Here is a 13,184-nt window from a genome sequence, read left to right as displayed (position 1 = left end):
GATAAAAAAATCAATCTGTGCTTTTGTATCGGCATTAACCATTGTAATTAGCAAAATGATTTATCAATCATTTTGGAATACAATTGGTATAATTGTATCACATACAAACTTTAGGGCATAAAAAAAGTAAAGAACCCAAAATGAGGATTCTTTACTTTTAATATTATGAAGCTTAAATAATTAAGCTTTATGTCTTTTTTCACAAGAAACAGTAAGTTTCTTACGACCTTTTGCTCTTCTTGCAGCTAATGTTTTACGTCCAGCGGCTGATGCCATCTTGTCACGAAATCCGTGCTTGTTGCGTCTCTTTCTATTAGAGGGTTGAAATGTTCTTTTCATCGTTATGCTTTTTTATCTTTCGATTATTGCCTTATCTTCCTTTTTCGGACTGCAAAAATAAGCGTTTTTTTTGTCTTCCAAAAAAAATAAACTACTTTTTTAAATAATGTTTCCGATTGGTAGTTATCTAACTACTACATCGAAAGGTGAATTAATTTTTTAGTATCAAAAAAATCTTCTTCAAAGTAGCTTGATAGCGGAGTTATAGAGGCATTCTTTGAAAATGGTTTTAATTCTTCCGAAAAATCGCCACCTTTTAAATATAGGATGCCATTACTGATGGCATTGTGTTGTTTTACTAATATTCTACCCTTGCATAGTTTTACGAAAGCAGGAAATGCGGTTACTGCTCTGCTTATTATGAAGTCGTACTGTTCAGGATGATTCTCAACGCGAATTTGTTTGGCACTGACGTTACTCAGTCCAAGTTCTTCAGCTACGGCATTCACCACTTTTATTTTTTTGCCGATTGAATCAACTAATTGAAATTGGCATTTGGGGAACATTATGGCTAACGGAATTCCAGGGAATCCACCGCCTGTACCCACATCCAGTATTTTGGTGTTGTCACTAAATTGTATGAATTCGGCTATGGCTAATGAGTGCAAGACATGTCGCTCATAAAAGTGTTCCATATCTTTGCGTGAAATGACATTGATGTTTGCATTCCAATGCGCATATATATCGCCTAGTTTCCCAAGTCTTTCTTCTGCGAGGGGATCTAGATGTTTAAAATACTTCTTTATTATGTCCATTTGTTGATGGCAAGTATATACTGATTTATAATAAAAAAGGCTGTTGTCAAATCAGCCCGTCTTAATATCAGAATTTTTTAAGGTGTTGAAAAGTAATTCTCGTGCTCGGAATAATTGCGCTTTAACTGTTCCCAAAGGCAAGTCTAATTCCTCAGCAATTTCTTCGTACGAAAACTCTTTGAAATAACGCAATTCAATTAATATGCGATAGCGTGGTTTAAGCTTTTTAACCACAGTACGCATCAAAACTTTTTTCTGTTGTTTGATCAGAAATTCCTCTGGATCAGGTGTTTCGTCCTTCAGGTGTATTGGTTGATCGTTTTCCTTATCTTCCGTAATGCCGCCGTCGATTGAAACAATGTTATTTCGTTTTTTGCGAAGAAAATCAATGCAATTGTTTGAGGCGATTTTAAAAAGCCAGGTACTAAATGCGTAATTAGGCGAGTACTGATGGATGTTCTTAAAGGCTTTGCCAAAGGCTTCAATGGTTAAATCTTCAGCGTCACTTTTATTGCTGACCATTTTTAAAAGCATAAAGTAGATGGCATCTCTGTACCTTCCCATCAACTCCGCAAATGCTTTTTGATCACCACTTATCGCCCCATCCACGAGGTCTAAATCATATTTTGCCTTATCCGATAGATTTGGATTTATTTCCATTTCTTATTTTTTCCACTAAAAATATTAATAAGCCAAATGCTTCCTATTATGATGGGTATTATGGCGTCAAACAAAAGTGATGCGAGATATAATTTCTCTTCACCCATTTTCTTAGCTGCTTTGGCTAAAACAATATATTGAATGGCTGTTTTGACGATAAATAAACCCAAGCCAATTAATGCAAAAGTAGGAAAAAAAAGTGAACAAATGGTTAGCCCCCAAAATAATTGGCGTGTAAGCGCTTCAAAAAACAAAAGACTTTTAATCTTAAAAGTGTAGTGTGGCGCTGTAGTTAGATGACGTGCTTTGCGAGTTGTCCAATCACTAAAGTTTTTTGGAGCAATTGATTCTGTTTGTGCTTCGGGCTTAATGCAAATGGCTGTATTGGTTGCCGTAGCGCACGATCGCATAAATAAGTCATCGTCTCCTGATGCAACGTTTAAAAAACGTTTAAACACATCGGATTTAAGGAATAGCGATTTATTGTAAGCCATATTTCGGCCAACGGCCATAAATGGAAGGCCTCGAAGTGCAAATCCCATATATTGAACCGCATTCCAGAAAGTTTCGTAGCGTAAAAATAAATTGAATAAACTTGTCTTCTTCGTAAAACGACCATGTCCAATTACAATTTCTTTTTCGTTTACAAAAGAAGCTGAGATATGCCTAAGCCATTTATCAGATGTTGGTTGGCAATCGGCATCGGTAAGAATTAATCGTTCATGTTTGGCAGCTTTCACACCTAAGGTCAGTGCTAGTTTTTTGCCTTGGTAAAATTTCTTATCGTTGGGAATATTGGTGTAGTATAGCTGCTCATACTTGCTTTTTAAGTGGGCAAGCACCATATCTGTATCGTCAGTTGAGCAGTCGTTTACTACCACTACCTGGAAATCTGGGTAATCTTGTTCAAGTATTTTAGGAAGATGCTTTTTTAGGTTGCTAGCTTCGTTTTTGGCACAGATGACAACTGATAATGCTTGATCAGAAGAACTGCTGTCAATCTTTGCTTCGCTGGATGTTTTAAGCATAAACCATAGGTAATAATACACTTGAAAGCACCACGATGCAGCATATATTCCTATGAAGATGTAAATTATTTCAATAGTCACTGGCCTTATTTTTTGTCAAAATTGCAATATTTTATTTACAATCGCTTGATTCAGTGTTTTGAATTTTTCATAAAAACGCAATTGTTGTTACAATAGTGTTGATATTACTAATTAAAATACACTTACTGGAAATTAGTACTTCGATGTTTCGAGTTTATATGTATTTAGATGTTTTTAGTTGGTAGCTTGAGTAATTTATTTTTCTGGCAAACAGAGAAGTGTTATTTTAGAGCTATATTCTGGATTAATACATAGCACAATACACTTAACTAAAAATCAATATACTATCATGAAGAGTTGGATGCCTGTTGTTTTAAGCTTATCGTTTTTATTTGTTTTGATGCCATGTAAGGCACAACAAAATATATTCATTAATCAAGCTGGATATTTACCGTCTTCTCAAAAGCATGTGTATGTGGATTATCAAGCTGAAAGTTTTTCGATCATTAACAGAGAAACTGCCAAGCCTGTTTTTACTGGTGAGCTTACAATACGATCTGAAAAAGATGTAAATACTGGTTTAAGCATTTACGAAGGCGATTTCTCAACTTTAACAGAGCCAGGTGATTATCTGGTGAAAATTAAATCATCGCTCAATAGCGGAATAACGTCTTATCCCTTTAAAATTTCTACTTCACCCTATGCCAATCTTATTGAAAAAGCTAATAAATCACTTTTTTTGCAGCGCTGTGGAATGGATTTATTGGAAGAATATGCAGGTGAACACCATCGTTGTAAATGTCATTTGGATGACGCGAAATACCATCCAACAGCAGCTCTCGAAGGTAATAAAGATGTGACTGGTGGTTGGCATGATGCGGGCGATTATGGCAAATACATTGCAGCAGGATCAGTAACATCGGCCTATTTATTATTGGCGTATGAGTTGGCTCCTGTAAAGCATTATAGTGATAGCTGGGGCATACCAGAAAGTGGAAACGGAATTTCTGATTTATTGGATGAAATAAAATATGAGGTGGATTGGATGCTTAAAATGCAACGAGAAGACGGTGCAGTGCATGAAAAGGTACATACTAAATTATATGCTGATTTTATGATGCCTGGTGAGTCCAAAACTCAGCGATATATTTATGAAGTCTCGTCAACAGCTACAGCCGATTTTGTTGCCATAATGGCTCGTGTGTCAAGAGTGTATGAGAGTATTGATCAAAATTTTTCAGACCGTTGTAAAAAGGCAGCTCTTAAATCATATGCTTATTTGCAAAAGCATCCAGATATTTTTCCGGAAGGTGGATTTAAAAATCCTGCAGATACAAAGGCGGGTGGTTATTCCGATGCCTACGATAAAGATGAACGTCTGTGGGCTGCAACTGAACTTTTTATTCTTACTGGCAAAAAAAAATACTATCATGACTATCAATTATTGAAAGAAGTTGTTGGGAGCTCTTTTTCAGAAGCGAGCTGGGCCAACCCTTCAACATTGGCTTATTATACTATGCTTTTCTCTGACAATGCTAAAATAGATGAAGTTGAGAAGAAGGCATTGAAGGCTAGCCTCATTGAATACTGTGATCGACATGTTGCCATTGCTGAAAAGGATGGTTTCAGAACAGGGATGTTGGCCAATGATTTTGTTTGGGGTTCTACCAGTTCGGTTTTGAAGAAAGCGATTAACCTAATTTATGGATATGAGCTGACCGGGAATGAGGCCTACAAAAATCTAGCAATTAGTCATATGGATTACATTGTGGGTGTAAATGTGCACAAAATTAGCTTTGTAACAGGTGTTGGAACCAAGCGTATTTTGCATTTGCACCATGCGCCTTCCATAGCCGATATGCATGCAGAGCCTATTCCTGGTATTCTTAGCGGTGGTCCAAATAAGTTTTTGAACGACGCTGCTCTTCAGAATGCTTTTGATGAAAATACACCGCCAGCCAAGTGTTTTGTTGATGATGTTGAAAGTTATGCATCCAACGAGAACACCATTTCGGGGCATTCTGTTTTATATTTTGTAGCTACTTATATTGATGGTTTAGAATAATTGAATTAGCCTGTACTATTTGATGTTTTATATATATCTTTTGAAATGAGTTAGGTCTCCTCTTTGGTTTTGTGAATGATTCGTATATTTGCAGCCCGAATTTAGAAAAGTACAATGTTTAATTGGGCTTGGATTAACCTTTTTTTGAGCTTATAACATCAAATAGTATATGGATTTTAAACTTCAACATACAGATATCAAGAGTAAGGCTCGCGCTGGGCTGGTTACAACGGATCACGGCACCATTGAAACGCCAATATTTATGCCCGTTGGTACGGTTGGTTCTGTTAAAGGGGTTCATTTTAGAGATTTACACGATGATGTAAAAGCTGAAATAATTTTAGGGAATACTTATCATCTCTACTTACGACCAGGATTGGATATCTTAAAGGCCGCTGGTGGTTTGCATAAATTTAATGGTTGGAACAAACCCATTCTTACTGATAGTGGCGGCTATCAGGTGTTTTCCTTAAGTGATAATCGAAAATTGACAGAAGAAGGAGCCATGTTTCGATCTCATCTGGATGGCTCAAAGCATTTGTTTACTCCCGAGAATGTAGTAGATACTCAGCGTGTAATTGGAGCTGATATTATAATGGCATTGGACGAATGTCCTCCTGGAGATTCGGATTACGCCTATGCAAAAACATCGATGGAATTAACACACCGATGGTTGAAGCGAGGCACAAAGCATTTTGATGAAACAGAACCTCTTTATGGACATTCTCAAACATTCTTCCCTATTGTACAAGGGGCTGGTTACCGTGATTTGAGAACGCAATCGGCAGAGTTTATAGCTGAGCAAGGTCGTGAGGGGAACGCTATTGGCGGATTAGCTGTAGGTGAACCTACTGAAGTGATGTACGAAATGGTGGAGTTGGTAAATGGAATTTTACCTCAGGATAAACCACGTTATTTAATGGGAGTTGGCACGCCTGCTAATTTATTAGAGAATATTGCCTTGGGTGTTGATATGTTTGATTGTGTGATGCCAACCCGAAATGGACGTAACGGAATGTTGTTTACTTCTGAGGGGATATTGAACATGCGTAACAAAAAATGGGAAAGTGATTTTTCGCCAGTTGACCCAAATGGCACTTCCTTTGTAGATAGCCATTATACAAAAGCTTATTTGCGTCATTTATATATTTCGAAAGAGATGTTAGCAGCGCAAATAGGAAGTATGCATAATCTGAGTTTTTACCTTTGGTTGGTAAAAGAGGCGCGTAAGCACATTGTTGCTGGCGATTTTGATGCATGGAAAGATATTATGGTAAAAAAGGTGACAACGCGCCTTTAAGCAATGCGTTTTTATGTCAGGTTTCAAAAGAGACTTTAATTTTATTCCAGTATTTTTTGTTCTTTTGTATTAGCAAGCACATTAGTGAAGTTTAACTAAAATGTGAAGTTTGAAAAAATTAGATCTCTATATATTAAAGAAATTCCTAGGTACTTTTTTCTTTGCCATACTTTTGATAATAAGTATTTCAGTGGTCTTTGATTTAACTGAAAAAATAGACAATTTCTTTGAGAAGGGGGCACCACTCGATGCAATTGTCTTTGATTATTATAAGAATTTTGTACCCTACTTTGCCAACTTATTTACCCCTCTTTTTGTTTTTATTGCGGTTATTTTTTTCACCTCTAAAATGGCTTATCAAACAGAGATAATAGCCATTCTATCTAGTGGTGTAAGTTTTAGGCGATTGATGTTTCCCTATTTTTTGGGGGCAGCTATTATAGGTGTTTTTTCCTTTGTTTTAAGTGGATATATAATTCCTCCTGCCAATCAAACCCGTTTAAATTTTGAAGCAACCTATGTTAAGGATGCCAAGGAGACTGGTTTGGGAAATTTACATATGCAAATTGAGCCAGGTGTTTTTGTATATTTAGGCAAATACTACTCTTTTCGTGAAGCAGGCGATCATTTTAATATGGAGAAGTATGATGGAAAACAAATTATCTCAAAATTATCGGCCCGTAATATTAAATACGATACGGCAACCGGGAAATGGAACCTTAAGCGTTATTTAATCCGTGATTTTACCAATGGTATTGAGCAAAACATAACAAAGGGAAAGGAGCTGGATACCTTGATTCCGAATATGAAGCCGAGCGACTTTAAGGAAGAGCGGAAGTATTTTGAAACGATGACCAATCCCGAGTTAAATAGATATATTGAAGAACAAACAGCACGTGGTGTTGGGAACTTAGAAGAGTTTTACATTGAAAAATACAAGCGTGTAGCTTCGCCTTTTAGTGCATTTATTTTAACATTAATTGGCGTTTCATTGGCATCTCGCAAAGTACGAGGAGGGATGGGTTTACATATTGGAGTTGGCATTGCCCTAAGTTTTTCGTATATTTTGTTCATGACTGTTTCAACTACCTTTGCAATTAATGGTAGTATGAACCCTCTGTTAGCAGTGTGGATACCTAATTTTGTATTCGCTTTAATAGCTGTGTTTTTATACCTAAGAGCTCCGAAATAATGGGCCGTTTCTAAACAAAACATTCTCTTAAAAGTGAAGAGATCAAATTATATATGATCAATTCTCTTTTGTTAAAAAAATAAAATTTGTAATTATGCACTCTGTAATTCTATTAAACAGGGTGTTGAAAATACGTCTTGGTTAATAATAGGTTAAATCAAATTATTGGATTATGTCATTGAAAAAACACATCCTAGACCTTCGTAAACGAAAGGAACAAGTGCAAAAGGGTGGTGGCGATAAAGCCATTGAAAAACAGGTTGCCAGAGGTAAACAAACCGCTCGTGCCCGTATCTTAGCGCTGGTTGATAAAGATTCGTTTACTGAGTTCGATTTATTCGTAGAACACGAAGCTCGTGATTTTGGAATGGACAAAAAACAACTGCATGGAGATGGAGTTATTATTGGAACTGGTACTATTTATGGTGCTCCAATATGTATTTTTGCCCAGGACTTTACCGTTGAAGGAGGTTCATTAGGACTGATGCATGCCCGTAAGATTACCAAAATTATGGATCACGCCTTAAAAATGCGCGTGCCATTAATTGGTATAAACGATTCAGGTGGTGCTCGTATACAAGAAGGGGTGAATGCTCTGGCTGGTTATGGAGAAATATTCTACCGTAATACAATGGCTTCAGGAGTAATTCCTCAAATATCAGTAATTCTAGGTCCATGTGCTGGTGGTGCCGTTTATTCGCCAGCATTAACCGACTTTGTTTTTGTTGTTGATAAGATCTCTAAGATGTTTATTACCGGACCAAGTGTAATTGAGTCGGTGCTTGGAGAGAAAATCTCAATGGAAGATCTTGGAGGTGCACGTGTACATGCTGAAACAACTGGTAATGCACATTTCTTCTCAGATAGTGAAGCTGAATGTTTTGACCAGATTAAAAAGTTGATCACATTTATTCCATGGAATAATTCTAAGAAAGCAAAAACTTTCCCTCCAAAACAGCCAAAATTCAAAGGAAATATTGAGGATTTAATTCCTTCTGATCCTAAGCAACCATATGATGTGCGCGATGTTATTAAAGGTATTGTTGATGATTCTGATTTCTTCGAAATTCAGGAATTGTGGGCAGCTAACATTGTTATTGGTTTTGGTCGCTTAAATGGTGAAACAGTTGGTTTCGTTGCCAATCAGCCTTTGGTATTAGCTGGTGTATTGGATTGTGATAGTTCGGATAAAGCAGCTCGTTTTATTCGTTATTGCGATGCCTTTAACATTCCGATTGTTACTTTGGAAGATATGCCGGGTTATTTACCTGGAGCAGATCAGGAGCATGCTGGTGTAATTCGTCACGGTGCGAAAGTACTATATGCATATTCCGAAGCTACTGTGCCTAAAGTTACGGTTATCTTGCGTAAAGCGTATGGTGGTGGTTACATTGCTATGAACTCACGTCACCTTGGTGCTGACTTTATGTTTGCATGGCCAATGGCTGAGATTGCGGTAATGGGTCCTGAAGGAGCGGCTAATATTATCTTTAGAAAAGACATTGAAGAAGCAGAAGACGCTGATGCAATGCGTGCTATAAAAGTACAAGAGTACAAAGATAAATTTGCTAACCCATATGTGGCGGCAGCAAAAGGTTATATCGATTCAGTTATTGAACCAAACGAAACGCGTGCATTGTTATTACATGCCATTGAGGTTTCTATCAATAAAGATGATCATAGACCTGCTAAAAAGCACGGAATTCCACCATTTTAATAGGAGGGTTTATGGCTAAGAAAAAGAAGATAGAAGGATTGGTTGATTTTGCTATACTTAGTATGAAGTATAAAACAAGATTGACTAAGAAATTCGAAAATCGAATTAAATATGAAGACCCAAATTTCGATCTTATTAAGTCCTATATTCCAGGGACTATTTTAGAGATCTATGTGAAAGAGGGAGACAAAGTAAAAGCTGGTAAATCATTATTGATTTTGGAAGCAATGAAGATGAGAAATCAAATTGCTATGCCGCGTGATGGAGTTATTAAATCCATTAATGTGGTGACGGGAGATAAGATTCCTAAGAATCATGTGATGATTGAAATAGAGTAATAAAAAAAGCTGCCTTCTGGCAGCTTTTTTTATTTTATTTCCTTTGACCAAACAAAATGGTCATCATTAAATTTTAGTTTAGGGGCTTCTTTAAAAAGTCCAAATACCGTTGATCCACTTCCCGACATGGCAGCATAATTGGCTCCTGATGAATAAAGGTTTTCTTTAATCATTTTAATGCTGGGATACTTCTTGAAAACAGAAGTCTCAAAATCATTTTTAATTACTTCTTTCCATTGTTCTATTGGTAGTAAAATGTCTTCTTTCAAGTTTCTATTTGACTTTGTTGGTTTGATTCCTGCATAAGCCACTGGTGTAGAAACATGAATGGGTGGTTTTACTAAGGCGATGTGATAGCCTTTTAAATTAAGATCAAGGGATTCGAATTGATCCCCAATACCCGCTGCAAAACAAGCTTTGTTATCAATAAAGAAAGGGCAATCTGCACCAAGTTTTGCCGCCAAGCTTTTTAACTTATCGCTTGATAAATTAAGTTCGCACATATCGTTGATGAGTTTCAGCATGAAAGCCCCATCTGCTGATCCGCCACCTAATCCGGCTCCGAAGGGTATTTTCTTTAATAAATGAATATTTAGAGTTGGTAATTCATAATCTTGAGCTAAAAGTTCAAATGCCTTAATGCAAATATTTTCTTCACCAGGTGCATCAACTTGTATGCCGGAGTTGTCCCAATGGTAAGGCTGCGAATCATCTTTCGAAACAACTGCTTCAAGTGCATCGCAAAGTGGAATGGGATAAAAAACGGTTTCAAGATTATGGTAGCCATCAGGTCGTTTCTCAACTATATTTAAACCAATGTTAATCTTGGCATTCGGAAAACAAAGCATATATTTTTATTTTAACTACAAATTAATGCTTTTTAGTTTTAAAAACCTTGGCTTATTTTTTTAGAAATTATTTAGATTTTTACCTTTCGAAGTAGGTTTAGTAAAGTTAATTAGACTGAATGGGTTAAGTCTTCAAAATAAAAAGAGAGAATTTAGCTGGGCAAATTCTATGTCTAATCTTGGTTTATTTAACAGCTAACTTCGTTGCGATTTAGTATCTTTGTTGCCCTTTGAAATTTGATTATGGCAGATAAGAATTATTCAAACAATAACAATAAGAAGTCGCAGGCCGGATTCGACCTTGGAAAATTACCACCACAGGTACTTGAATTAGAAGAGGCAGTACTAGGTGCCTTATTGTTAGAAAAGGATGCCTTTGTTCAGGTTTCAGAATTGTTAAAGCCCGATCATTTTTACAAAGAAGCTCATCAGCATATCTATCAAGCCATCATGAACCTTGAGGCCAATGAGCAACCTGTAGATATGTTGACCGTAACTCAGGAGCTAAAGAAGTTGGCTAAACTCGATGAGGTTGGAGGCGCATTTTATGTGTCACAATTAACGAGTAAAGTAGCTTCTGCTGCGCATATTGAATACCACGCCCGTATCATTTGGCAGAAGTATTTGCAGCGACAGATGATACACATATCGAGTGATTTGCAGACCAAGGCCTATGATGATGGCATTGATGTAAACGATCTGTTGGAAGAAGCTGAAAGTACTTTCTTCATGCTCTCGCAAGGAAGTATGAAACGTGAGGCGGTTCAGATTAATCCGGTTATTCAGGATGCCATTGACCGTATTAAGGTGGCAGCGGCTCGTGGTGATGGATTAAGTGGAGTTTCTTCTGGTTTTGTTGCGCTTGATCGTATTACATCAGGTTGGCAAGGCTCGGCATTGATTATTATTGCCGCTCGTCCGGCCATGGGTAAAACGGCCTTCATTCTATCGATGACGCGTCAGATGGCACTTAATCATGATATACCGGTTGCCATATTCTCGCTCGAGATGTCCAATGTTGAATTGGTGAATCGTTTGATTGTAACCGAAACAGAATTGTCGGCTGATAAAATTAAAAAGGGAAATTTGGCTCCGTTTGAGTGGGAGCAACTCGATCATAAAATTCAAAACCTAATTGATGCACCTATTTACGTAGATGATACGGCTGGTTTATCGGTTTTTGAATTACGTGCCAAGTGTCGTCGATTAAAAAAGCAGCACGATATTCAATGTGTTATCATTGATTACCTTCAGCTGATGAATGCCAGCGGAATGAGCCCTGGTAACCGTCAGGAAGAGGTGAGTATTATATCGCGTTCGTTAAAAGGACTTGCCAAGGAGCTGGATGTGCCGATTATCGCACTTTCGCAGTTGAATCGTGGTGTTGAATCGCGTGCCGGAGCGGAGGGTAAACGGCCTCAATTATCCGATTTGCGTGAATCAGGTGCCATTGAGCAGGATGCCGATATGGTATGTTTTATTCACCGTCCGGAGTATTATCGAATCACTGAAGATGAACAAGGTAACTCACTTATTGGTGTTGCCGAGTTGATCATCGCAAAACACCGTGCCGGTCCTACTGCCGATGTTCGTTTGCGCTGGCGTTCAGAATTAGCTCGTTTTCAGGATTTGGAAGATGATATGTTTGACGATGGAGGACATGGTGGTGAGCAAGCTGCTCCACAAAGCCTACCTTCAAAAATGAATGCTAACAATGGAGAAGAAGGAAATGATGCAGGACAGCATTTGCCGGATTTCCCTGATATGCAAGCTGGTTTTGATAAGGATATGCCGTTTTAAAAGAAATAGAAAAATATATAATTAGAAGGTGTTCTCAATAAGGACACCTTTTTTTATACTCCATTATTGGAAATATTCTTTTTAATTTTTTCGATATAAACTATTGACAAGAGCTTTTTAAAGTTTTAAATTTATATAGTTCATTAAAATTGAAGTTTATAATTATTGAAATAGAAATTTAGTTAGAGTGCGCGATGATTATAAAGGAGGGAATTGGATCTGTTATTACTAAACCAGATAGGGCTATTTAGGCGATCAATAATCTGGTAAGTAGAGTGTGTTATATGAAGTAACTATAAAATTTAAAGTCATGTATTTTGAAAGAAAACTCAAACCCGCACCTTTCCCTAAAGAATTGTTGGTGCCAATTACAGTTCTTCCGGGATTTTTACTTGTGCTAAAAATGGTTGGCTTTTCAGCGGCTTACCTTTTTTTACTGCCCCTTTTTGTGGTGGTTGCGATAATTAATATACTAACCTATGAGCGGACTAAAAATATTGGGTATCTGCTTATTGTAGTAGCTATGTCATTAATGACTGTGATGTCTATATTAGTTGTGATGTACGGCAGGGCAGCTCCTAAGCCTATTATGGCAGTAATAATAGTCATGTTGGTAATGACATTCCCTTTCATCTTTTATATGATGTTTACCAAAAGGTTAAAATGGCGTAAAAGAGAAATGTTAGAATTGGCAGCAAGACATGTTAATGAGGCTGACAGTGGATATACCGATCGGCCTTTTCCGGCTGGTCACATAGATTTTACGCGTGCCCAATTGGACGCTTTTGTGGATTTTTTAAGGGTAAAGATGATTGCCATACCTATATTCGAAAATGGATCTTTCCATCTTGTGATGAATACAGATTACGGATTTGTACTGGGCTTTAATAATTCTTTCATCGATAAAACACATGTTACAATTGACAGTGAAGGGAATGTTCTGGTACATATTTGCAAAGGTGATTATCTTCTTTATCGCGAAGACTTTTCCTATGATAAAATTTGTGAATCAATGGGTAAAACCATCATTGACTTTTTTGAATTCTATCACAAAGGTGAATACCAGAGGATCATTGATATTCTAAATAATATGAATTTAAATATTATAACAGAAGGTTGAT

At 37.1% G+C, this 13,184-nt stretch carries 12 protein-coding genes; 7 read left to right on the top strand and 5 right to left on the bottom strand.

Annotated features, from left to right (window positions below):
- Positions 1 to 180: 180 nt before the first annotated feature.
- From rpmH to ACRD7B_RS09200, 4 genes are all read right to left on the bottom strand, one after another.
- Complete coding sequence (rpmH, locus tag ACRD7B_RS09215) at positions 181 to 339, bottom strand: 50S ribosomal protein L34 (RefSeq protein WP_430824239.1); 159 nt, start codon at positions 337 to 339, stop codon at positions 181 to 183.
- Between the two features lie 134 nt (positions 340 to 473).
- A complete protein-coding gene (gene rsmG / locus ACRD7B_RS09210) occupies positions 474 to 1,094 on the bottom strand; it encodes a 16S rRNA (guanine(527)-N(7))-methyltransferase RsmG (RefSeq protein ID WP_430824238.1) in 621 nt (206 codons plus the stop codon).
- A gap of 51 nt (positions 1,095 to 1,145) precedes the next feature.
- Positions 1,146 to 1,754: an RNA polymerase sigma factor gene (locus ACRD7B_RS09205; RefSeq protein ID WP_430824237.1), complete on the bottom strand. Its 609-nt coding sequence runs from the start codon at positions 1,752 to 1,754 to the stop codon at positions 1,146 to 1,148.
- Positions 1,745 to 2,863: a glycosyltransferase gene (locus tag ACRD7B_RS09200; protein WP_430824236.1), complete on the bottom strand. Its 1,119-nt coding sequence runs from the start codon at positions 2,861 to 2,863 to the stop codon at positions 1,745 to 1,747. The genes ACRD7B_RS09205 and ACRD7B_RS09200 overlap by 10 nt, the downstream gene beginning before the upstream one ends.
- A gap of 289 nt (positions 2,864 to 3,152) precedes the next feature.
- Between ACRD7B_RS09200 and ACRD7B_RS09195 the strand changes: the two genes are divergently transcribed.
- From ACRD7B_RS09195 to ACRD7B_RS09175, 5 genes are all read left to right on the top strand, one after another.
- Positions 3,153 to 4,868 (top strand): glycoside hydrolase family 9 protein, encoded by a 1,716-nt coding sequence (locus ACRD7B_RS09195; protein WP_430824235.1) that lies wholly within the window; start codon positions 3,153 to 3,155, stop codon positions 4,866 to 4,868.
- A 169-nt stretch (positions 4,869 to 5,037) separates the two neighbouring features.
- On the top strand, positions 5,038 to 6,168 hold the full coding sequence (gene tgt, locus ACRD7B_RS09190) for a tRNA guanosine(34) transglycosylase Tgt (protein WP_430824234.1): 1,131 nt from the start codon (positions 5,038 to 5,040) through the stop codon (positions 6,166 to 6,168).
- Between the two features lie 109 nt (positions 6,169 to 6,277).
- Entirely contained in the window at positions 6,278 to 7,360 is a 1,083-nt protein-coding gene (locus tag ACRD7B_RS09185) for an LptF/LptG family permease (RefSeq protein ID WP_430824233.1), read from the top strand.
- A 172-nt stretch (positions 7,361 to 7,532) separates the two neighbouring features.
- Positions 7,533 to 9,077, top strand: a complete 1,545-nt coding sequence (locus ACRD7B_RS09180) for an acyl-CoA carboxylase subunit beta (protein ID WP_430824232.1) — start codon at positions 7,533 to 7,535, stop codon at positions 9,075 to 9,077.
- A gap of 11 nt (positions 9,078 to 9,088) precedes the next feature.
- A complete protein-coding gene (locus tag ACRD7B_RS09175) occupies positions 9,089 to 9,415 on the top strand; it encodes an acyl-CoA carboxylase biotin carboxyl carrier protein subunit (protein ID WP_430824231.1) in 327 nt (108 codons plus the stop codon).
- A 29-nt stretch (positions 9,416 to 9,444) separates the two neighbouring features.
- On the opposite strand, the gene ispE is transcribed toward ACRD7B_RS09175, so the two are convergent.
- Positions 9,445 to 10,263, bottom strand: a complete 819-nt coding sequence (gene ispE, locus ACRD7B_RS09170) for a 4-(cytidine 5'-diphospho)-2-C-methyl-D-erythritol kinase (RefSeq protein ID WP_430824230.1) — start codon at positions 10,261 to 10,263, stop codon at positions 9,445 to 9,447.
- Positions 10,264 to 10,506: 243 nt separating this feature from the next.
- Between ispE and dnaB the strand changes: the two genes are divergently transcribed.
- A complete protein-coding gene (gene dnaB, locus ACRD7B_RS09165) occupies positions 10,507 to 12,063 on the top strand; it encodes a replicative DNA helicase (protein ID WP_430824229.1) in 1,557 nt (518 codons plus the stop codon).
- Between the two features lie 310 nt (positions 12,064 to 12,373).
- Positions 12,374 to 13,183 (top strand): hypothetical protein, encoded by an 810-nt coding sequence (locus tag ACRD7B_RS09160; RefSeq protein ID WP_430824228.1) that lies wholly within the window; start codon positions 12,374 to 12,376, stop codon positions 13,181 to 13,183.
- Position 13,184 lies beyond the last annotated feature (1 nt).

This window comes from Carboxylicivirga fragile (assembly GCF_050589805.1).
Taxonomy (GTDB): Bacteria; Bacteroidota; Bacteroidia; order Bacteroidales; family Marinilabiliaceae; genus Carboxylicivirga; species Carboxylicivirga fragile.
This window is presented reverse-complemented; position numbering and strand designations above follow the sequence as displayed.

Bases quoted from the DNA above. Each gene is read 5' to 3' on its own strand.
- rpmH (WP_430824239.1), bottom strand. From the start codon at position 339: ATGAAAAGAACATTTCAACCCTCTAATAGAAAGAGACGCAACAAGCAC.
- rsmG (WP_430824238.1), bottom strand. From the start codon at position 1,094: ATGGACATAATAAAGAAGTATTTTAAACATCTAGATCCCCTCGCAGAA.
- ACRD7B_RS09205 (WP_430824237.1), bottom strand. From the start codon at position 1,754: ATGGAAATAAATCCAAATCTATCGGATAAGGCAAAATATGATTTAGAC.
- ACRD7B_RS09195 (WP_430824235.1), top strand. From the start codon at position 3,153: ATGAAGAGTTGGATGCCTGTTGTTTTAAGCTTATCGTTTTTATTTGTT.
- tgt (WP_430824234.1), top strand. From the start codon at position 5,038: ATGGATTTTAAACTTCAACATACAGATATCAAGAGTAAGGCTCGCGCT.
- ACRD7B_RS09180 (WP_430824232.1), top strand. From the start codon at position 7,533: ATGTCATTGAAAAAACACATCCTAGACCTTCGTAAACGAAAGGAACAA.
- ACRD7B_RS09175 (WP_430824231.1), top strand. From the start codon at position 9,089: ATGGCTAAGAAAAAGAAGATAGAAGGATTGGTTGATTTTGCTATACTT.
- ispE (WP_430824230.1), bottom strand. From the start codon at position 10,263: ATGCTTTGTTTTCCGAATGCCAAGATTAACATTGGTTTAAATATAGTT.
- dnaB (WP_430824229.1), top strand. From the start codon at position 10,507: ATGGCAGATAAGAATTATTCAAACAATAACAATAAGAAGTCGCAGGCC.
- ACRD7B_RS09160 (WP_430824228.1), top strand. From the start codon at position 12,374: ATGTATTTTGAAAGAAAACTCAAACCCGCACCTTTCCCTAAAGAATTG.